Source organism: Candidatus Syntrophosphaera sp. (assembly GCA_019429425.1).
Taxonomy (GTDB): Bacteria; Cloacimonadota; Cloacimonadia; order Cloacimonadales; family Cloacimonadaceae; genus Syntrophosphaera.
The window spans coordinates 1-23232 of record JAHYIU010000032.1 but is presented as its reverse complement, the minus strand read 5'-3'; the positions used below and the strand labels follow the sequence as shown (position 1 = coordinate 23232).

11 protein-coding genes are annotated in these 23232 nt (G+C 56.0%); 6 read left to right on the top strand and 5 right to left on the bottom strand.

Annotated elements, in window-relative coordinates; all coding sequences use genetic code 11:
* Window positions 1-2958: choice-of-anchor J domain-containing protein (locus K0B87_04930; protein MBW6514080.1), on the bottom strand; the 2958-nt coding region annotated here is incomplete at its 3' end.
* A 209-nt stretch (window positions 2959-3167) separates the two neighbouring features.
* On the opposite strand from K0B87_04930, the gene K0B87_04925 reads away from it, so the two are divergent.
* The 4 genes from K0B87_04925 to K0B87_04910 are packed head-to-tail and all read left to right on the top strand — an operon-like array spanning window position 3168 to window position 9355.
* A complete protein-coding gene (locus K0B87_04925; GenBank protein MBW6514079.1) occupies window positions 3168-5789 on the top strand; it encodes a helix-hairpin-helix domain-containing protein in 2622 nt (873 codons plus the stop codon).
* 13 nt (window positions 5790-5802) lie between these two features.
* On the top strand, window positions 5803-7209 hold the full coding sequence (locus K0B87_04920) for a hypothetical protein (GenBank protein MBW6514078.1): 1407 nt from the start codon (window positions 5803-5805) through the stop codon (window positions 7207-7209).
* Between the two features lie 5 nt (window positions 7210-7214).
* Complete coding sequence (locus tag K0B87_04915; protein ID MBW6514077.1) at window positions 7215-8873, top strand: bifunctional metallophosphatase/5'-nucleotidase; 1659 nt, start codon at window positions 7215-7217, stop codon at window positions 8871-8873.
* Window positions 8870-9355, top strand: coding sequence for an NAD(P)H-dependent oxidoreductase (locus K0B87_04910; protein MBW6514076.1), 486 nt, complete (start codon window positions 8870-8872; stop codon window positions 9353-9355). Before K0B87_04915 ends, K0B87_04910 begins: the two co-directional genes overlap by 4 nt.
* Before the next feature lie 54 nt (window positions 9356-9409).
* On the opposite strand, the gene K0B87_04905 is transcribed toward K0B87_04910, so the two are convergent.
* From K0B87_04905 to K0B87_04890, 4 genes are all read right to left on the bottom strand, one after another.
* Window positions 9410-9955, bottom strand: coding sequence for a hypothetical protein (locus K0B87_04905; protein MBW6514075.1), 546 nt, complete (start codon window positions 9953-9955; stop codon window positions 9410-9412).
* A gap of 182 nt (window positions 9956-10137) precedes the next feature.
* Entirely contained in the window at window positions 10138-11526 is a 1389-nt protein-coding gene (locus K0B87_04900) for a hypothetical protein (protein MBW6514074.1), read from the bottom strand.
* 645 nt (window positions 11527-12171) lie between these two features.
* Window positions 12172-16119: a hypothetical protein gene (locus K0B87_04895; GenBank protein ID MBW6514073.1), complete on the bottom strand. Its 3948-nt coding sequence runs from the start codon at window positions 16117-16119 to the stop codon at window positions 12172-12174.
* Window positions 16120-16767: 648 nt separating this feature from the next.
* Complete coding sequence (locus tag K0B87_04890) at window positions 16768-18087, bottom strand: lysine 2,3-aminomutase (protein ID MBW6514072.1); 1320 nt, start codon at window positions 18085-18087, stop codon at window positions 16768-16770.
* Window positions 18088-18463: 376 nt separating this feature from the next.
* On the opposite strand from K0B87_04890, the gene K0B87_04885 reads away from it, so the two are divergent.
* On the top strand, window positions 18464-21547 hold the full coding sequence (locus K0B87_04885; GenBank protein ID MBW6514071.1) for a hypothetical protein: 3084 nt from the start codon (window positions 18464-18466) through the stop codon (window positions 21545-21547).
* 436 nt (window positions 21548-21983) lie between these two features.
* Window positions 21984-23232: IS256 family transposase (locus K0B87_04880; protein ID MBW6514070.1), on the top strand; the 1249-nt coding region annotated here is incomplete at its 3' end.

Below are 23232 nucleotides of genomic sequence, written 5' to 3'. Positions count from 1 at the left end.
CCTGCTGTTCAGAGTGATCTGTCCGCTTTGGAGCCGAAACAGGTAGATGCCCGGCGAGACTTTCCTGCCCCTGGAGTCCATGCCAGTCCAGATCAGAGTGGAGGTGCCGGCTGGAAGCAGACCGTTCACGAGCTGGCTGACCAATTGCCCGCGGACGTTGTAAACTGACAGCTGGCAGTGGGCTGACCGGGAGAGCCGGAAACTGATGCGAGCCTCATCCCTGAAGGGATTTGGCGTGGTTTCCAAAGCGCTGATCGCTGGAGTAAGGACGGGATCGGCAGCTGCGTCGGAGGCGGTGACGCTGATATCGTCCAGGCAGAACATCCGGTTGCGGTAGGACACGCAGTTGATGCCGATCCGGATATCCTGGTCCTGCCAGTCGGCGAGGGAATAGGAAAACTCGGTCCACTGCTGAGGCGCCTGAATCACCTGCGCTCCACTGATGAAGGTGAAATCGCCCGGCTCCGTTCCGCCCGCGGAAACTCCCACCCGGAACATTTCCAAGCCGCCCGCCGCGGAAAACGATCTGGCCCAAAAGCTGAGGGTTCCGCCACCGCTTTTTAGTGGAGAGATCAACCAGTCGTTGTTGCCCAGCATTTGCCCCGCCAGGGAGGCCGCGAACTTTGTGCCGCTGTGGGCTTCGAAGGTTGTGAGAGGAGGTATTGTGCCTGCCGGAGCGAAGATCATGAAAGCGGAGGGCAGGGTACCATTGGGATAATCATATCCGGGCAGCAACTGGCTGGGGTCTTGATCAACATCATTCAGGATCCAGGGCAGGCAGGAGAGCGAAAACTCGGGATAGGCCTCGAAATCCTCGCTCAGCAGCAGGTTTGAGGCGGATAACTGCAAATCAGTGACGGTGGTTTGCGCGGTGGTTATTTGGACTTCCATGGTTTGCGCCGCGAAGCAGGGATGGGAAAAGCGAAGCAGATGAGCACCCTCCGGCAGCATCAGGCTGAAAGAGCCGTCAAGACCGCTCTGGGAGAAGAACTCGCCGCTACGCAGGCTGACCTGGGGGATCGCTTCATTCTGGGCATCGACAACCGTTCCGGCCACGGTCCCCAAATGGGCATGGTTGAGGATGACGTTGCTGAAAGCGGGAGGGGAGAGGCGTCCGCCAAAATAGACGGCTTTCACCGCCCAGCGGTAATTTCCATAGGGCAGAGGGTCCCAACCCGTATCCAAAAAGCTGAGGCCGCTTATGGGATTCGGCGTGAGCAGGGTCCAGGCGTTTTCGTTTTGTTCATCGCCCGCGCTCAGACGCCAAAGCTGATATCCAGCCAGGTCGCGAGGAACGGTCCAGCTTACAGCCGCGTTCATCCCTTCGATCGCCGCGCTGACCGACGCGGGAGGGTAACAGGTCTCGTAAAGAACCAGGGTGCCCAGGCCGATATAATCAGTGTTGACCTCCACTACCAGCGACAAGGGGTCAAATCCCGGAGCATTGCAGGATAGGATGTAGACCTCGTGTGAGTTCACCCCGGAAAAAGTGAAGCTGCCGTCGGTTGAGGTGGTAACAGAGTAATTCGCAGGGCCGGAAAGGCTGATTGCCACCCCCGGCAGGCCAGCCAGCGGAGGCACATTCCCCACCACCTGACCCGCGACTGTGACCACAGGATAGGAGGGGCTTCCGATCTTGGCTAAGAGGATGTTTTCCGTGGTTCCGGTGGTCAGAGTGAATGAACCCAGCGTCTGGGTGCCGGTGAAACAGCCGGTCAAGTAGGCGTTGCCCACATTGTCGGCGCAGGAGTCAAAGACCCTGCTATAGCCGGTCCCCGACCAGGCGTTGGCCCAGAGCCAGTCCCCAGTGTTGCTGAGCTTGGCGATGAAATAGGAATTGGCGGCGGCTGGAGAGAGCGTGAAGGGGCCAAAACTGAGCTGAGTGTAGAAATATCCGCTAAAATAAAGGCCATCCGCCGCCGCGGTCAGGGCTGAAGTGGTTTCCTGGGCTGGTGAGCCCACCTGGATCGCGTCCAGCCAGGTCCCATCGGTGCTCAGCCGGGCGATGAACAGGTCGCTCGAGCCATAGCTGGTCAGGGTTGTATTTCCGAAACTGCAAGTGCCCCACAGTTCGCCGCAGATCCTCAGGTCGCCGTTGTGGTCCAGCACGAGGTCGTGGCCGCTTTGATAGCTAACGCTATCGTAACTCACCGCCCATTGCCAGACGCCGTCCGGATCAACTTTGGCCACGAACGACTGCTGCGATCCCTGCGCCTGGATATTCAGGTTCCCGAAGTTCAGGGAATTCATGAAATCCCCGCAGATGTAGGCGTTGCCGGCCGCGTCAAAGATGCAGTTGCCAGCCTGATCATGGCCGGGACCGTTGACCCGGCGCACCCAGAGCCAGTTGCCGTCGTTATCCAGCTTGCAGACGAAAATGTCATACACGGAAGCAATTAGATTTATGGTTCCAAACTGCGTGATCCCGGAATAGATGCCGCTGAACCAGACATTGCCCTGCGGGTCCAGCGAGACGAAGCCATAGGCGGCGTAGGAACTGGAAGCACGCTTCACCCAGAGCCAGTTTCCCTGTGAATCGAGCTTGGCAACAAAGGGGTCGGTGTACCCTGAAGCTGTGTAATTGAAAGGGCCGAAGCTGGCCGTGGAGCCGAAACCGCCACTGACATAGATGTTTCCCGCGGCGTCCACCTCCACCCCGGTCGCGTAATCCAGGCTGTCGCCGCCGGCGCTGATCGCCCACAGCCAGTTTCCCAGCGGATCCATCTTGGCCAGAAAGAAATCCGAACTGCCATGACTGGTGAGGGTGGTGGCCCCGAAAGTGACGCTATACTCAAAGGAGCCTGCCACATAGAGGTTGCCAGACGCGTCCCGGGTGAGCGAATTGCCGCGGTCGTCGCCCGCGGCTCCGGCCTGCACGGCCCATTTCCACTCGCTCAGTTGGGCACTGAGCAAGGCGAAAGCAAAAACTATCAACAAGACAAGGACCAACTTTTTCATCAGTTTCTCTCCTCGATGTCTTGGATTAAAATGTAGCAAATTTCATTCCATACTCCTGTTAGTCAAGTGTTCTTCCGTCTTTATCACATTTGCAAGGAGACACAGTTCCCCGGCAAAAAAAGCTTTACAGATTGGGGGTGGTTTTTATCTTGTGAATCTAAAGAAAAAACAGTTGTTTTGATAAGCATAAAGTATTGTAAGGAAAAGCGATGAAAAAGTTACTTGTCTTGCTCTTTGTCCTGCTTTGTCTGGGACAAATAGCCGCCAAAGTGGATCTGAACACCGCCACCCTCAGCGAACTGCTGCAGCTGCCGCTCACGGAAAGACAGGCGCGGGACATCCTGGAATACAGGACCCACATCGCCATTTTCGGTAGCATCTACGACCTGCGGCAGATCCCTTCCATCGATCAGCGGACGCTTTTGAGCATTCGCGACCTGGTGGTGGTTTCGCTGTATGTGGAGGAAGACGCGGTGGCGGCCAGGCGCGAGGAGATCCGCGACCTGCTGGAACGATTGGACAGCAACGAAGGAGCCTCAGAAGGCATGGCGGACGTTTGGGAGGATTATCTGATGACCCCCCACAATGTCAACCGGATGCTTTTTGACGACTTCATCAGCCTGCCCAACGTTTCCGCGATCGATGCCGTGGGTATCCTCAAACGGGTGGCCAAAGGGGACACGATCGCGGACATGCGCGACCTGCGCAACACGGTCGGCCTCTCCTATTACGGCTACACCAACCTCCGCAGCTACGTTTACTACAGGGAACCCCCGGTTTCGGACCGGATCATGTGGGACGCCAAATTGCAGTATTACACCCGCTATTGGGAGGAGGGGCAGCACGACATGTTCCGCGAATCCTTCCTGCGCAGCGATTACGGCAATTCCGCTATAACGGTCCCGCACCGCAAGGATCTTTCCTACTGGGGCTATTTCAACATGGACGAGCTGGACCCGGACGTGACGATGAAGATGCGCATGCGCTACGGCAACCACTACAAGGTCGGCTGGATGTATTACAATCCCAAGGGCGAGACCTCCATTGTCGACAAGAATTCCTACGACATCATCGCCGATTCCAAGTTTTACGCCGGCTTTGACAACCTGGACCTGCCCTGGCTCAGCAACACCCGGCTGAAGATGTATGTGGGCCATTACCGCGCCACCTTCGGCGAGGGGCTGGTGATGGAAAACACGGATTTCTACAGCGCCCGCAAGACCGGCTACGGCTTCAGCAAACGCATCCTGGGCATCACGCCGGATCTCTCCCGCACCCAGGAATTCGCCCTGCGGGGAACCGCCCTTGAGGTAACCAATCCCTATTTCGCCGTATCCGCCTGGGTCTCCCAGGATAAAAAGGACGCCGTCGTCTATCTGGATCCCGATGGGAACACCATGCAGGTCAACGGCAAAGACAAGGTGTTCAGCTATGTCGTGCCCAGCATCCGCTTCGACAACGATGACCTGCGTGAAGCCGAAGCCTGGTTCAATTCCGAACTGCAGAGCGGCACCACCTATGCCACGCCCTATATAAATCTGGGCTACCGCAAGGACGCCCTGCTGGAAAAGCTTTGGGGCGTGCACGCGCAGGTTAGTCCCTTCATCGGCACCAAGCTTGGCTTCACCACCTACACCGCCCTCTATGAGGACGCCCATTTCGTGGTGCCGGATTGGAACGACCTGAAGATGCTGCTGGTGCGTGATTCCTATTATTATCCGAAGTTCAAGATGATGGATGCCGAGATCGCTGGCATGTACAGCACCCTCACAGACAGCTATGAAAGGGACTACCGCAGGGTGATCGGCTTCGACGCCCAAACCGTGATTGGCAACGTGTCGCTGCAGGGTGAATACGCCGAATTGAGCGTGACCGGCGACGACCTCAGGCTGGGCGACGATCCCAAGGCTTTTGTGGCCAGCGCCTACACCCAGTATAACAATCTCTATTTCCTCACCCTGATCCGGCACATGGATCTGGATTTCGACAATCCCTACAGCAATTCCTTTTCTGAGCACGAACGCCTCAACGACACCATCCTGGAGAAGAACGTCTACGCTCTCACCAATCCCACTCTGGCGGACATCTATCTGAACCAGCCCCAATCCCAGCCGGAAAGCGGCATCTACTTCGAGACCCGCTACAAATTCGACCGCTATTTCACCATCGGCCGGAGCTATCTGGATATTTGGGAAAGGCTGGCCGACGGCAGGCGGACAGCCAGGCTGCAAACGGAACTCGAATTCCGCCCCCTGTTCCAGCTCGCCCTGCGCCTGCGCTACAAGAACCAGGTTAACCGCTATCAGGACTATGCCGACCGCGGAGTTTCCAAAACCGACGAATACACCCTCAGCGTCCGCACCTTCCTCTCCAACCGCGATTTCCTGGAATTCGAATACCGCTACAACACGGTGCTCAGCCCGCCCTATACCTCGCTCACCAATCCAGCCGTGCCGGGCAACAACTCCATGGCCGCCGCCATGACCCTCATGACCGGCGACTACATCGGAGTCAACTACACCCACAATTTCAATGCCAACCTCAAGATTCAGGGCTCCTTCATCTACTGGTTCGGCCATGGCATCTCGCATTGGGATTGGGAGGACATGGAGATCGACTTCATGGGCGACAAGGGCACCAAGGCCTGGATCGCCCTGCACTCGCGCATCTCCCAAAACATGTATCTTTCCATGAAATTCAGAAATAAAACCTACCAGACTCAGGAACTCAGCATCCGCCAATACAACGTTCCCGTGCCCGGTGAAAACCTTTACCAACGGGTGGACCACAAGGAAAACACCATCCGGCTCAGCCTTGAATACCGCTACTAATGTGGAGGAAATAATGACATCAAATAAATCACTGCTTGTAATTGCCCTGCTATTGGCCGCTGTGGCCGGACTTTCCGCCTGGTCGATCACGGACACCTATTTCGGAAACAGGATCGGGGCCCAGGACGCCCGCAGCTATGCCATGGGCGGCACCGGCATCTTTGAAGACCTGCGCCCCTTCGGGATCGCCGCCAATCCAGCCAACCTGACCCTGCTGGACAAAAAGCTGGGCCTGGGCGGAAGCCTCGTCATCAACCGCAATGAGGACAACCGCGCCGTTCCGCTCTACAATTCTTTCGACAACTATATCGACGACGCTGTCTACGCCTCCAACATCAATGCCTACGACAATTTCGCCGGAGCGGGATTCGGCTCCGCCTGGCTGGGCCGCGTCAAACTCGGCATGGGCGCTTACTATCAGCCCCTGCTCAGCTTCAACGGCAACTATCTGGAAGAGATCCGCAACAACCGCAACACGGACAACGACGGCTATCCCGAAAAGATCGCTGTGAACTCGATAGAGAACGAAGGCCTGCTGAACCAGGTTTCCGGGGTTTTGAGCCTGGGAACGGTTTTCGGTGATTACCTCGACGTCAATCTGGGCCTGGATTACGGATACCTGAGGGGCGAGCTCCGCAACAGCAAGACCATCCGCTGGACCGATTGGGCCACCAATACAGTCGGTGAGGGTGTTTTGCCGGACTACACCGAGATAGCGGACCTCACGCTGGACGGCTTCCGCTTCAAGGCCGGGACCTCCATCCGCATCAACAGGAACTTCGGCATCGCGGCAACCTACACCCCCAAAGCCACTCTGGACCGCACCGGCAGCGCCACCATCCAAAAGGACGCCTATCTGAACAACGACGCCATCGACACCCTCACTCCGATCTCCGAAGAATACATCCTGCCGATGGAACTGCGCCTGGGACTCAACTATCAGCCCCGCAACATCATGCGCACCTGGTTCAACATCGAGGCCGAATACGTCCAGTTCAGCGACGTGCACCAGCGCTATGACGACCTCTACAACCTCTACGCCGGGGTGGAGCACCATGTGGTGAACCGCCTGCCCCTGCGCCTGGGATTCCAGGCCACGAGCAGCTATCTGCGCGTGGTGGAAAGCGACGGCGAGATCATTGCCAAACAGGTCCTCACCCCCATGATCACCGGCGGAAGCAGCATCCCCCTCAAGGACAATCTCTTTCTGGACCTCGGCTTTGGCTATTCCTGGCGCGAATATGAGGCCCTGGACATGTTTGGCGACTCCTATTACAACGACAAGGTCTACACCGGAAACAGCAGCTATCAGCTCTGGCCAAACCAATACATCGTTCTCGCCGACCGCGGTTGGGAAAACCCGGACAAGGTGAGGGAAAACAACATCAGCATCCGAACAACCCTAAGTTTCACCTGGTGAGCCCCATGAAAAAGACCATTCTACTCGCGGCGCTGTGCCTGGCTTTGACGGCCGGACTGAGCGCCAGTGACCTGAGGCTGGACATCATGTTTTCCAACGATGTCCATGGCGGCATCGACCGCGCCCAGGCCACTTTCATGAACCCGGATTTCCCGCCCCAGCTTGGAGGCGGAGCTTCCGCGGCCACCCTGATCAAGCAAGTCCGCTCCCTGGGCGGAAAAGACCGCGCCTCCTTGCTCCTGGACGCGGGCGATTTCTTCCAGGGCCGTCCCGTCGGCTCTGTCACCAAAGGCAAAGCGGTGATCGATTTCATGAACGCCATCGGCTACGACGCCATGACGGTCGGCAACCACGAATTTGACATCCTCCAGGTCGATCTGCAGGAAACCCTCAAGGACGCGGAATTTCCCATCCTTTCCTGCAACATCGTCGACACCCGCACCGGAGAATTGCTGCCCTATGTCCAGCCCTACATCGTCCTGGAGCGATTGGGCGTGCGCATCGGCATCATCGGCTTCACCACCACGGACACCGAAAAGATGAGCTTTCCGGAAAATATCAGGAACGTGGGCTTTCTGGACGAAAAGGAGGCCCTCTCCAAATATGTGGATATCGTCCGCAACCAGGAAAAGGTGGACATCGTGATCGTCCTCGGCCATGCCGGGCTGCCTTACGAGATCGAATCGACCTATCTCAACCGCTACGATGCCAAGGGAAATCCTGTTGCCGAGAGGCGCTACGCCGCCTGGGGCTGGGACGCCCAGGAGATCGCCCGCGAAGTGCCGGGCATCGACCTCTTCATCGGCGGCCACATGCACCGCGGCATTCCCAAGCCCTGGATCGACCCTTACACCCACACCATGGTCATCCAAGGCTATGCCTACGGCTCCAACCTCGGCTGGATCACCCTCAAGATCGATCCTGAGACCAAGACCATCAGCGGCTATGAGTCTCCCGCCCTGCGCGAAGGGAGCATGATCACCCTGTTTGAGGACCAGTTCATTCCCGATCCCGAACTTTCGGAAACCATCGAAGCCCAGGTCGCCATCGCCGAGGAAGGCATGGATGAGATCATCGGCTACTCCGCAGTCCATCTCTCCCGTACCAATGTGGACGCCCAAAGCCTGATGGGCAACACGATCACGGACGCCATGCGCGCCGAGGTCAATGCCGATTTCGCCTTTCTCAATCTGGGCGGCGTGCGCGCGGACATCAAGAGCGGGCCCGTCACCTACCGCGACGTATTCCAGGTCATGCCTTTCGACAACATGGTCGTCAGCTTCACATGCACCGGAGAGTTCCTCCGCCGCATCATCGAAACCCGCGTGGAAGGCTCACGCCACGGTTTGGTCGTCTCCGGCGTCAACGTCGTCTATTCCAAGAAACGGCCCAATTTCGACCGGGTGACGTCTCTGCGCATCGGTGGCGAACCCTGGGACCCCAACAAGATCTACACCTGCGTCACCACAGACTTCCTGCTGCAGGGAAATGCCGGCCTAACCCTGTTGACCCAGGTCCCGCCGGAGGACGTCATCCAGCACCAGATCAACCTGCGTGACGCGATCGTGAACTATTTCAAGAACAACAGCCCGGTCCGCACCAAGATCGACGACCGCTGGGACCGCAACGACAACGCAAAACCCACCCCGGAGATGCTCCAATGAACGTATCCATCCTCATCTGCTCCCATTCCGGCAACACCCTCAAACTGGGCGAACAGGTCAGCGACATCCTGATGCAGGCCGGGCATCAGGTGAACCTCACAACCCTTGCTTCCGAGCCGCGTCTTGACCCCAAGAAACCGACTCCGGCAAAGGATTTCAAGATCACCAATCTGCCGGACCTCAGCGGCGCGGACATCGTGCTGGTGGGCGGCCCGGTCTGGGGCTTCAGGCCCTGTCCGCTGTTGATCAAGGCCATGGACAGCCTGGGCGGAAGGCTCACAGGCAAAAAGGTCCTGACTTTCGTCACCCATTCTTTCCCCTGGGCCTGGATGACAGGCAACTCCTCGCTGAACTCCTTGCGCCGCCTGGCAGCGAACGCCGGGGCCCAAGTCGCTGGCGGAGTGGTGCTTTCGGGCGCTGGCAGAAGAAACATGGATTCCTATGCCGCCACCGCGCGCAAGATAGCCGCCCTGGTCAAATAACCCTTCGGCGTCCTGGAGCTTGCTTTGCCAAACCCCCGGATGCCATTTTTACGCTCAAACCTCCCAATAGAAAAGGAAATTGGCCAGCAGTTCCTCCAGCGAATCATCGGCCAGGCCGTGGTTGAACAGCGCGACCTCTTTGATCAAATGCTGCAGATATTCCGGGTCTTTGTTCCGCGAGGCCAGAAAGGCGAGGTTGACGCTTCCCGTCGCCTTGCCCAGCACCAGCGCGGCGCAGATCCGGTTCAGATTCAGCCCTTCTATCCATAGCCGCCCTTCTTTCCTGCGCAGCTCCGGATTGCCGAACACCTTCAGCCGCCGTTGGGCGAAAACCTCTGGCTCGGCCTGCTGCCGCAGGGTCCAGTCGTTGTAGGGGTCGAAGCCCAGGATCAATTGCTGCTCAAGGCTCTGGCGCGGGTATTGGCGCACGAAGTCCAGCCGGGGAAAGTGGAACAGGGCGATCGAGCGACGCTCCTCGGCGCTTTCGCCGTATTTTTCAAAATGCTCCGCCAATCTTTTGGCCAGAGCCTCATTTTCGGTGATTACGGGATTCCCCGCCGGCGTATGCACCGGCTCCGACCCTTTCCGGACCTGGAACACTCCGTCCTCATTGACCACCTGATAAGACCGTTGAATAATACAAACAAAGCCAGGTTTTTGTCATCCCGGGCGCCGGGGTCCTCGCCGCAAAACTTGTTGGGTGGTGGGGTGGTTGACCCGGGATCCAGTTTTTTTGATTGTGAAAAGTGTCCAAACTACTGATTGGCGGTGCAATAGGGATGCTAAAGACTGGATCCCGGGTCAAGCCCGGGATGACAAGCAATGCCTGTATTATTAGTGAAAATCACTATGTGCAACGGTCTTTGGTTTGTGGTCGAGCCCACGTAGAGGAATGTGCCTTCAGGCGTGGCGCTGCGATAGATCTTGTATTCGGTGGCCTCCAGCGGATAGCTCCAGCTAAGCTGGATACTATTCGTGGCAAGGACATAAGATATAGCCAGATCTTCGATGGGCGGGACTCCTGAACCTTCCCACCAGAGGCGGGAATGGGGATCCTGCTCAAAGGTGGGTCCGCCGAAAGCCCCGCTCCAGCCGGAGAAATAGATCGAGCCAGCATCCGCGGTCTTGGAGACGTTGTAGGCCCCGCCCCAGGTATTGGTGGGAAAATAGGCCCCAACCAGATTCAGGGACTGGGAGTTGTTGATCCAGAGCAGCCTTCCGCCGCTGGCGCCGTTACGGAAAGTGCAGTGCTCGAGGGGATAAGTGCTTCCGACCAGCGAGCCCGGCTTGAGCCAGACCCCGTTGGCATCCATGTATTCAAAGATGCCATGGGTGGCGCTCAGGGTACCGCCACTTTCAATATTGAGCGCGTAATAGCCTGTTGTGTTGTGGGTTAAGATGGCGGCGCTGCTGGAATTTCCACCCAGCAGTAGTTGCCCCCCGCTGTTGACCGTGACCGATCTGGCGTTGGATAGCTTCAGGCTGGAGCCGGGATCAACGGCCAGGACGCCATTGTTGATCACCACATTCCCCGAGCTGATCAAATCATGGCTCTCCGTGCGCAGAACGCCGTTATTGATGGTGAGGTTGCCCGCGTTCAGGCTGCTCATGTCCCCACCCAGATAAACGGAGTTGGCCGCTGCCTGGATGTATCCTCCCTTGATTGTGCAGGCGCCGATCGTGAGGTTGAGCAACCTGGAAACAGGATGCACGTTGCCTTCGCGGTCCGTTTCGAACATGGGTTCAGATCCGTCCCGGGTGGCAGTCTTGTTCACCTTGAGAGTCCAGAACCAGCTCGTACTTTGCATTATGACCTGGGCATCAGCAGAGCCAGTTAGTTCCACAATCCCGCCGCTGGGATTGAAATCGGCCCTGCCGCAGTTGAAAGTCCTGCTGCTGCGGATCGTTCCGCCCGTGATGGCATCGGTAAAGTTGTCCACGGATCGCAGCTCGATGCCGACGTTTTTATAGTCGAGCACGCCGCCGCTCATGGTCAGCGTGGCTGCCCCGTCATAGCCAAAGTAGGCGGGGCTGATCCCGCCATGGATGTTTACAGTGCCTCCGCTTTGCTGCGGCGATCCATTCAAGTCGACATAAGAGCCGGAATCCTGATGTAAGTTGATGGTCCCGGAGGAGATGTAGATGTGGCCGTAGATGCCATTGTCCGCCAAGTCCAGGGCTGTGAAGGTGCCAGAGGGTAGACATAGAGCCGGCCGCTGGTGTAGTCGTAGCTGTTGCAGGTAACCACGGCGCCGTTGGTAACGTACAAGTTGATCGAACTTGTTGGTTTGGCTAGTTCCAATATCTGTCAAGATAATAATGTGTGCTGTTACGTCTGCCAAAAGAGTAGTGCGGGATTGCGCTTTGGTCCTTTTACCTGCCAGGCCATAATATTGATCGTAACTATCGCAAAGCAAGGTGGGGTGTATAAGTTAAACCACGGGCAAATAATCGGGGAACCAACATCTGTTGGTCCCCCATATCAAGCCAAGCTTCAGAAGCCAGGCTGATCAGTCTGTCACAGCCGTCACCCGGTAGAAATAGAAGGGTGCGGAAACGAACTCGGCCCAGGAGTTGGTGGTGCTGGTGTCGTGGAGGGAGAAAGGCCCGGCGGGATCGGTGGCGCGGTAGATCTTGTAATGGCTGGCAGTAAGCGGATAAGTCCAGTCCAGCTGGACCTGCCCCGCGCCGTAACTGATGCTGAGATCCTGAATGGGCGGAACTCCCGAGCCTTCCCAGTAGATCAGGTTGTAGGGATCATTCTCGTAAGACGGACCGCCATAAAGGCCGCTCCAGCCTTCAAAAAAGAGGCTTCCCTAGTCCAGGGTCTTGGCCACATTATTGGCCGGATTGACGGGCAGATTGGGAAAGCTGGCCCCGGTGATGACGAGATGCTGACCGTTGTTGATGCTGAGCAGTTTTCCGCCCAGAATGGTTATCGCTCCATTCCGGAAGGTGCAGTAATCCAGGCTGTTATCTGGATCCACCCAGGCGCCGTCCTTGATATTCAAGCCCGAGGTATTCATGTATTCGAAGGTGGTATTGACCGCTGAGATGCTGGCCCCGCTTTCGATATTGAGCGCGTAATACCCTGTCCCATTGTGCGTTATGATTCCGCCCGTAGTCTGCAGCGATCCGCCGCTGTTGACCGTGAGAGCTTTTACGGAGGTGATCCGCAGTTCGGAACCCGTATCCAGGGCCAGAGTGCCATTCACGAGAATGTTCCCGGTGCTGATGAGATTGTTTCCGTTCAGGTCCAGAGTGCCGGAATTTACGAGGACATCGCCGCTGTTCAGGCTGCTCACTTCCCCGCCCAGGTAAACTACGTTGGCCGCTTCGATGCTCAGGCCACCTCTAACGATGCAGGAATTGATCAGCAGGTTGCTGGAAAGCGTGGTGGCTTTGTTCACCTTCAGATGCTGGAACCAGCCACTGGGATGGGGGCTCACATAGTTATCCCCGGAGCCAGTGAATTCCACAGTTCCTCCACCCGGATCGAAAACCGCGTAGGAACGCTGATCCAGCCAGGATCCGTTCACCCGGAGCGTCCCGCCGCTGATATCGAAACCGCAGGTATAGGTGGTATTGGTGATTGTCAGCCCACCGTCGCGGATGTTGAATTCGCCGGAATCCATACTGAAAGACACGTTTCCGTTCTGGGCGAAGAGGGCGCCCGTGTTTCCGCCGTAAAGGTCTATAATCCCGTCGTTTATGATCTCGTAGGTCCCACTGATGATGGTGAAGCTGGAGGGATCCTGATGGAATTCCAGATGCCCGGCGTTGGCCAGGAAGGAGCCGTAGAGGCCGTTCTGGGCCAGGTCATTCACGATCACGTGATTGCCGGCATTCAGGGAACGCAAGGCCCCGCCTCCAGTGTAGGAGGAAATGCTGGAAACATGGCTGCCATAAAATACCAGTTGGCCCGCGGCCTGGTTGTTCAAAACGGTGTTCAAGGTCGCGGCATTATGGAAGGTGACCAGGTTGGTGACGGACAAAGTGCCGGCGATTACAGTCGGGGCCTGGAAAGTAAGCGCGTTGCCGGTATGCGCGTCAATCACGTTGTAAAAAGTGTTGTTGCCATAAACGCTTTGCAGATCACCGATCTTTTCAAAGGAAACCGTTCCTCCGTCAGCGTCAAAGACGGCGCCGCTATTCAGCAACCAGTTCCCTCCAATATAGATGTTTGGGGTTGCAATGAAGGTTCCGGAAAGGATGGAGAGGTTTCCGCTGATATACAGAATACCGGAGCCCTCAATTGTGCCGTTTGTTTTGTTGATCTCCAGGTCGTGGAAATTGGTTGGCGGTGTAATGCTGTTAACGGCATAGTAATATCCTCCTCCGTACAATTCCACCACACCGCCTGTTGGAGAAAAATTACCTTCAGCAGTGAAACTGCCCGTGGTTCTGATCCTGCCGCCACTGATTTCTGTTGTTACCGGCCTCAGATATGATAGGACTATTCCCACGTCTTTGAAATCCAGGATCCCGCCGCTCATGGTTATAGAGGCATCCGCGGCTCCGTAGCCAAATATCGAACCAGTGCTTCCGCCATGGACGTTGAATGTGCCGTTAGAGATCGTCAGACTGGCGTTCATGTCTATCCTCTGAGCCGAATCCTGGTGAAAGTTGATGGTTCCGGCGCTCAGGTTGATGAGGCCATAGATTCCGGGATTGATCAAGTCCAGGGCGGTGAAAGTCCCGCCAGTGCAATATAATGAGCCTTGGATCCATTCGTAGGATTCACAGCTCACATCAACGGCGTCGGCAATGGTGAGACGATCATTTAGTGTCGATTTGTCCAGTTTAAGGGCATAAAACGCTTCATCAGTTTGTATGACACTGTTTGTGTAGACGTTACCATACTCACTACCTTCGAAGATCACCAGCCCGGTGCCCTCGACAAAGGCGGATTCACCGACATTGTTCTCCCAATAAGTTTCGACCTTCATCTCCGGCGGTGCCACAAATGTTCCGGCATCCAGTGTAAAACCGCCATTAAGATCCAGATTGCTGGTGGCGGTGATAGTGTTGTTGCGAGTAACGAGGATTTGATTGCCATCCCTGTCCATCCGCCATTCAGCCTGTTCTTCTCTACCCGTGGAGCTTTTGTTAATTTTCAGAGAACATAGATTGCTGCCCGCGGCGTGGCTCACTTGACTATCCACGCTGCCGTACAGTTCGATCAATCCGCCTGTGGGATTGAAATTCCCCCCGGTAACTTCAAAACTGCCAGTGGTCTTGATTACCCCGAGCATAATGTTTGAAACGAAACCATAGTTTGAAGGTATGATTATGCCGACATTCTTGAAATCGAGTTCTCCCCCTCCCATTGTAAGGCTGGCTGGATCGATGTAGGAAAAGAATGCCGGGCCGATCCCACCGTTGATGGTGAAAACCCCGCCGCTGATATTCAAGTCGCCGCGCAGGTCCACATAGGATCCGGCATTCGTGTCCTGATGGTAGTTTATCTCTCCATAAGCCAGGGTTATGTCGCCGAAAATTCCCGGATCGGCCAGGTCAAGAGCTGTAAAACTCCCGTTGTTGACAACATAGGCGCCCTGCACCCAGTCGTAGCTGTTGCAAACGACCTCCGATCCGGACGGAATGACCATAGTTCCGGCGCTTTTATCCAGGCGCAGGGTCCTGAGGGTTTCCGAGCTCATAGTTTGGGTGCCGCTTCCGTTCAGGGTCAGGGATCCGTTGCTGAAAGCCGAGGGGCTGACGTTGTTGTTCCAGTTTCCGCCCAAGGTAAGCATATGATACACATAGGGAAAGGTTTGCGTTCTGCCGCTCAGGACCCCGTCGTCGATGCTGACGTTTCCCTTGGCCTCCAGCGGGCTGGAAAGGTAGACCGTGTAATTGATCGCGCCGGTCTTGTTGATCCTGAGGTTGTTCACATAATTTCCGGCGTTGCCCAGGTTGATATATGAATTCGCGATCCCCTCCAAGCTTAAAGTTCCGTAATTGAGCATGCAGGTCCCGCCCGATTGCACAACCAGATTGCCTTTCAGGATGGTGGTGCCGGTATACAGTTGGCTCAGACCGCTGCCCTCGTAAACTTCAAGATTTCCACCGATGGTCAGGCTGGCGCTGGAATCGCTGCTGAATCCGCAAACATAAGGGGAGTCTTTATCGGACCTTAAATGATGGATCGTGGTTGGCGCGTGGGTGCGGATGTAACCATGGCCAGTGGCAGTCATGACGAGATAGCCCGAAGTCATGTTCACATTGGAGCCGGAATTAAACTGCACGTCGCTGAAAGCATAGATCGAGGAAGCGTTTTCCTGGGTTATCTCCACGCTGGAGCCCGCGGCAAAGGTTAGGTCACCTTCCACGATTAGAACCGGAGTACCGCCGCTTCCGCTCCAGTCCATGCTCAGCGTGCCATAGAGGCTGGCATCGCTTCTGACGTGGAGAAATTCCTGGGTGATCGTCAGGCTGGTGTAGCCATAGGTCAGGAGTATGTTGCATTCCGCGCCCGCGGTGACCATGGGATAATTAGCCAGGCCATCCGGAATGATCACGTCGTCCGTGCCCAGGGGAACCCGGTTCAGGCTCCAGTTCAAGGAATTGTGCCAGTTGGTGTTGTAACTGCCGTCCCAGGTGTTGGTCGTCCTCTGGGAAGCGGGGTCGAAAGCTTTGTGAAACCCGCTTGCGGCCGGGGCATCATTGAGAGAGGGAATATTTGCGCCGGATTGGTCCGCGTAGAGAGCGCTGCAGAAGAGCACGCAAGCCAAAGCCAGACCAATTGTCACTGCCTTCATATGTTCTCCTTTGGCCCAAACTAAGGAATGCCGTTGTTCAACCTTATACTTGAAAAAACTATCTTAAATACAAACTATGCGGACCCCTTAATGATGTCAAGGGAATTATCATATATTTACCTGATACATGTTGTCACATAACAACTGTTTGTCTGCTTTTAGCGGCCTTGGAATTCTTCATCTCCGCGCCGTAAGCGGCCTGTTTTTTAGGAAATTTAGGCACCTCGTTTATCCTGTGTATCTTGCCTTGTTATTGCATAATGCTATCAATAGATCCCGGAAAATACAGTTGATCTTCTAATATGATTTAGCATGGGGCTTTGGCTGGTTAGGTCTGTTTTACTCAAAACGGTCTGGCGGGCAAGTGATTGAATAAATACACCTTTATGCACTTGCCGGCTTATCGCCCTCCTTATCAATACGGTGTCAATACGGACTCAATACGGACTTTGTCCGTATTGAGTCCGTATTGACACCGTATTGATAAGGGGAGCCACGCAGGGCGTAACAGAGTATTTTATTGATATGAAATCAGATGTGGGTTTTTAATGAATCTTCGTGCATGGTATTGGTTTGGATGTGAACATGTCTGCTTCATGTTTTTTTCTTCCTATCGAAGGATCGGCATCCTCCATCAGCATGCCGAGGTCAGGTTTTCAGTGGGTATTTGATCTGCTGGGGCTTGTGTTCGAAGTAGAAGTTGTGCTCGTCAAAGGCGGGCTGCAGTTCGTCCAGCCAGGTGGCGTTCTCACTGTAGCGGGCGAAGAAGGGCCGGTTCACCCATTCCGGATTGCGCGATTCCAGATAGGAGAGAATGAACACCTTTTGCCCGGAGATCCTCGTCACTCCGTCGATTTTGACCTTTCCCTGGCGGGTGGACATGGAGGGTCCGCGCAGGGTCTTGCAGAGCCCGGAAACGTTGCGGATCACCTCGTTGAAGATGGAATAGGCCCGGGCCAGGGGTACGGCGAAATAGTGATGCGCTCCGGTGTTGCGGGCCATTAACATGTAATAGGGCACGATCCCGAGGCGGTATTGGAGGTTGAGCATTTCGTGCCAGGTCCCCGCATCATTGTTGATGTGGTTCATGATCGGGGACTGGCTGCGGATGATGGCCCCGGTTGACTGGATGCTTTTGATAGCCTTGCGGGCGTAAGGAGTATTCAGTTCGGCGGGATGGCTGATATGGGCCTGGAAGGCGAGGTGTTTGCCAGCTTTGACCACTTGTTCAAAGAGCCGCAGGATATCCCCGCTGTCGGGGTCGGAAATGTAGCGCAAAGGCCAGTAGGCCAGTGACTTGCTTCCGATCCGGATGGCCTGGATATGCTCAAAATCCTTTTCCAGCCAGGGTTCAATGTACAAGCGCAACAACTCCGCGCTCATCACCATGGGGTCCCCGCCGGTGAGCAGGATGTCCGTGATCTCCCTGTGCTGGCTGATGTATTCCTGATAGCGGCGGGCTTCGTCGGTGGCGAATTTGAGGTCGTTGATCCCGATGAATTGCGGCCAGCGGAAGCAGAAAGTGCAGTAGGCGTGGCAGGTTTGCCCTTCGGAGGGAAAGACCAGCACCGTTTCGGCATATTTATGCTGGATGCCTTTCACTCTCTCATTCCCCAGCAGGGGCACGTTGTCCTTTTGCCCCGCCGGATTGGGATTCAGGGACATCCGGATGGAATTCACCACCTCCTTTTGCTCTTCGGGACCGGCGTTCCGGACGGCAATCAACTCCCGGTGGTGTTTGGGTAACATCATGTCCGGATGGGGAAAATTGAGGCGGAAGATGGGATCGTCGAGCGCGTTGTCCCAGTCTATGAGTTCATTGACTACATAATTGTTGGTCTTGAAGGGAAAAACCTGCATCACCCGCTTCATCTTGCTGATATAGGGGCGCGGAAACTTTTCCAGCTGGGCTATCTGCTCCAGATTTCCCGGATGAAAGAACTCGATCCTGGGGTAGGCGTGTTTCATCTTCGCTCCTTATCCCGGTTGGTCTCAGAGGTGAACAGGCTTGTTACCGGTTATCGGCGATGCCCGGCAACTGCTTTCATGCATATCATTTAGCCAATCAACCCTATTGTCTGGGACCTTACTCGGGCTGTCAAGCTTTTTCTGGTTTTAGGTTTGATGGCGGCGTTGCTTGGGATTTGCCGGTGAGCTCGCCGATGGCTGGTCCACTGGCAAATTGTTGATCGTCCATTCCCCAAATTCTCTCTGCGCTGAGATATATCTTGACAGCCGGTGCCTCTTTTCAGGAATATATTTTTATGAGCTGAAAACCCAGACGGTGACCGCGGTCAGAAAGCTGGTTCTGCTCAAATGACAGGGGAGTGTAAATATCTGACTGATGAGCAGGAAAACGCGCATCATCCTCGCGGCGCTCTGTTTGGCCGGGTTGGCGGTATGCCTGTCAGCTGCTGACAACAGCGGCTCCGGAGGGAACAAACGCCTGGACCTGACGCTGTACCACAATGTGGGCAACATCTGGCTGCGCGTGAGCAATTACGGCTTTTTCGGCTCCGGAGGAGACATCACGCCCCGCTATCCATCTCTCGAATATCCCGGCGGCAGCGGCATCGATTACCTTTACCGGGGCTCCCTGTGGTTCGGGGCCAAGAAATACCGCCGCGACGAAGCCGGCCGCAAGCTCTTCTGGCGGGCCCAACACCCCAGCGCGGACAGCACCCAGACAGTGGCGGAGGGCACTTCCGACTGGCAGCCCTGGATGAAGCCGGTTGTCGACACCCTCGTCAGCGTGGGTTTTGACGGCGAATGGGCCATCTATGAGATGCTGCCGGCCTACAATCCTCTGGTGGCCGGTAATCCGGACGCGGTGAACCTCTATGAGCTCTGGAACAGCAGCGACCAGATCGCGGTGGCCAGCACCCGCCAGCAAAGGCGCGGCATGGATGACGACGGAGACGGCATCGTGGACGAGGATTTCGTGGGCTACACCTTCCCTCTGCGCGCGGCCAGCGAGCTGCCGGTGCAGTTCCAATCCTTTGGGGGGCAGTACATTGCCCAGACCAACAACCTGCCCGTGATCGAGGAGGGCTATAACATCGAAATCTGGTTTCCGCTCGGCTTCATGGACCTCTCCGACCGCAGTTTTCCAAACTACGCCTTCGCGGTGCCGCATGACGACGACGGGGATGGTCTGATCGACGAAGATGGGGCCCCCGTCTCAGAACAGGACTTCATTTCCTACTTCTACGATTATTGCCCCTTCGGCACTCCCGGCGACCGCGACCTGGGCTCCAACCGCGGCATGAGCCGGCATTATCCTCTCGGGGTGAGGGCCCGGCAGATGTCCTACCAGTGGAGCTACGATTACATTAAGAACATGGTCTATGTGGAATTCAACGTCACCAACATGAACATCGCCACCCAGGACACCCTGTTCGACTGCGCCATGGGGATCTACATGGATTGCGACTGCGGCCCGCAGGTCTGGTCTTCGGACAAAGTGTTGGACGACGTTTCCGGCTACGTCAAGGGCGAAAACTATGAATTTGCATACACTTACGACCTCGATGGCGATGGCGGGCTGACCCCGGGGCTGATCGGCGCCAGGGTCTGCACTCCCGACCCCGAGCAGCTTCGCTTCCATTGCTGGTATTGGGAGGGAAACCAGGGCCCCTGGGATTCCGAGCCGCTTTCCTTCAACTTTGCGCCGCGCCGCACCGCCAACGAAAAATACTGGCTGCTGACCGGCCGGAATGCCGATGAGAGCAGGTTTTTGCCCCTGCGCCCGGAGCAGGACGACCTGATGGAATACGTGCAGCCGTCTCCCAACGACACCCGCTTCCTCTTTGCCTTTTACGGCGCGCAGCCCGGGACTCCCGAATACAACGAAATCCAGGACGGTGTCTACTACAAGCGCTGGAACCTGGCCCCGGGGCGGACCATGAAGATCGTGGTGGCCGTCTTTCCCGGAGACAACAAGGAAGACCTGAAACGCACGGCCCGCTGGGCCAAGGAGATCTATGGCGAGGCCCAGACCCTCGTGACGGTGGTATTGCCGGACACTTTCCCGCATTACAACCCACCCGAGCCTCCGGAAATCCCGAAACTCTTTGCCGAACTGCGGGCTGACGGAAGCGCCATCGACCTCTATTGGGACAACCGCAGCGAGTTTTCCTACGATTTCAAGACCGTCAGCAGCGCCATCATCGGCTGGCAGAATCCCGACAGCCAGTTCTTCAAGCCCTTCCTGGACAGCGATCCCACTTTCGTGGACTGGAGCGGGTTTCCGCCCGAATTTCAGCCGCCCTCGGACCCCTCCCTGTTCAACATGAACGCCCTGGTCAATCCATACACGGCAAGCCGCCTGCGCCACGATTTCCAAGGCTATTCCGCCTGGGGCCGCAGCGCCAGCGGTTCCCAGGAAGAATGGATGCTGGCCGACAAATGGGACAAGATCGAGACCCAGAGGGACCGGGACGACTATCTGGTCAATTACGACAGCCCCCACGCGGATTCGCTCTATCTGGATTTTGGCGGCTACCTGGGTATTGACAAAGGCCTGCCCAATCCCAACGCCTGGCCGGAAAGCGCGCAATACTCCGATTTCTATGCCTATGACGAGAATTACCGGCTGGCCCCCAATCCCCCGGATTCCTTTTATGGCTTCCCCATCTATGACCCGGACATGGATTACGGCCCGGAGATCCTGGCCGCGGCCCAAGCCATCGCGGACGCCTTTGCCGGCTTGCCCTCTGAGGAGATCCTACGCCTCCAGGCCAGGCTGTTCCGCCATCCCCAGCTTCGCCCCGAGATCTTTGACACTCTGCTGGACAGCAAACTGATCCCCCTGCACGGGCATGGCGGCCAGGCCTTTCTGGACGATCCCGAGGCCCTGGAGCTGATGCGCAAAAAGCGCCTCGCCCGCCGCTATTACCACTCCGCCATCCTCCATCCCCGCAAGGGCCATGAATACTATGTCGCCGTCACAGCCTATGACCGCGGCATCCCCACCAACGACCTCAACTTTCTGGAAACCGGCCGCGACGCCGATGCCAACATGCTGGTCTTTTTTCCCGGAACAGCCGCCCGGGAGGACATGGACAAAATCTACGTGGTCCCCAATCCCTATCTGGGCCGCAGCAACTTTGACGGGCGCCGCGAAAACGACAGCAAGGGCGATAAAAGCCGCAGGTTGTGGTTCATCAACCTGCCTGAGCGCTGCGTGATCCGCATCTACACCCTGGCCGGCGACCTGGTGAAAGAGATCGCCCACGACGGGGCCTATCAGGCGGATGTGCTCACCATCTCCAAAGCCGCCTCCGCGGGCCTGGCACCCAGCGGAATGCACGATTGGGACCTGCTTTCCCGCCACCGCCAGATCATCGCCCCCGGGGTCTATCTCTACGCGGTGGAAAACAAAGCCAACGGCAAAACCAGGGTCGGCAAGTTCGTCATCATCAAATAGCCGGACTCTGCCTGGCACAGGTCCCGAAAGTCTTGCAGAAATGTGGATACCTAATGGATGGACTTACCCACTTAGTTTGAAAGAGAGCCTCATTTAATCAGGGTGTGGCCAGCACGTAACCCGGGCTCGAAGCCAGGCGCTACTTTGAATTGTCCCTCCGGGATAATCTCCGTGCATGATATTAACATGGATAGTAATCTTGGATTTTTCCCAATTTTCCCGATATTCCCATCATGGTTGCCATTACTTCTATCGTACTCATATCTGACACATTAACAATAGTTTACTGTTGTATATGCCATCCCGCCCCATTTGGCTCGGTAGCGTCTCAAAGGTTGGTGTAAAATAGGTAACGCCAGATGAAGAAAAAGGTTGAGCCAGATCCTGCTCTTTGTTTTGATGGTTTTGTCCAAAACTAAAAGACAAGGAGACGATCATGACTCAACCGAAGCGAAAGAAAGATGAACAGGCGGAATTGGTCAAGTTATTTCGGTCGATAATGCCGGGAGATTTTGTAAAAGTGCTTGAAAGCAGTATCCAGAGGATCATTGAAACTGAGCTCAGCACAATCCTTGGAGCAGAGCCTTATCAGCGCGTGGAGAGCAGAACCAACTACCGCAATGGATACCGTGAACGCAAGGAGCCGCTGAGTACAGGTTTGGGTCCCATCAACCTGACTATACCGAAACTGAGGAGCGGCAGTTTTTATCCTTCGATCCTGGAGCAATATCAGCGTGTGGACAGGGCTTTGATCAGCATCATCAGTGAGGCCTATATTGCCGGCGTCTCAACCCGCAAGATGAATCAGTTGTTTGTTGATTTGGGGCTATCCAACATTGATCGCAGCCTTGTAAGCCGATGCGCGGCTCAGATCGACGCGGAAGTGGAGGTTTGGAAGAACAGGGAATTGGACAATCGGTATGCCTATATCTGGCTTGACGCGATCTACACCAAGATCCGGACAGAGAAGGGTGTGCGGCCGACGGCGGTATTGATTGCCATTGGTCTGAAGGAAGACGGCCATCGTGATGTTTTGGGTCTTCATCTTGGCAATAGAGAAAGCTACCATAACTGGAAAGACTTTCTGCAAAGCCTCAAAGAGCGTGGTTTGAAGCGCAGCGAGCTCTGGATCAGCGACGAGCATGACGGCCAGATCAAGTCGATAGAAGAGTGTTTTCCCGGTCAGTTAAGACAACGCTGTATCGTCCACTGGATGCGCAATGCCCAGAGCAAGGTGTCCAAGACAGATCTACTATGGTTGTTGCCGCTCTTGAAAGACCTGGTGGGCTCAAGAACGAGGGAATCGTTTGAACTTGCCTGGAGGCATTTGTGCAGCGTGGTCGAAGCCAAGGGCAAAGAAAAGCTTGGGAACTGGCTGGACGACACTTATTATGAGATTTCCGTGTATCTGGAGTTCCCCACCGGCCACTGGAGCAGGATAAAGTCCACCAACCCGCTTGAAAGGCTGAATGAAGAGCTCCGGCGCAGGGAAAAGAGCATCCGCATCTTCCCCGACGAAAACAGCTGCATACGCCTTCTGGGAGCTATCCTGCAAGGGTATTCGGAAGATTGGACCAGTGGCAGGATCTATCTGTCCGAGCCCTTGGAAAAGATCAGGGAACTACAGAAAAGACCCATACCGGTCGAGTCGCCGCGCGACGGGCTGGAGCCCTGCTCCGTCGGCT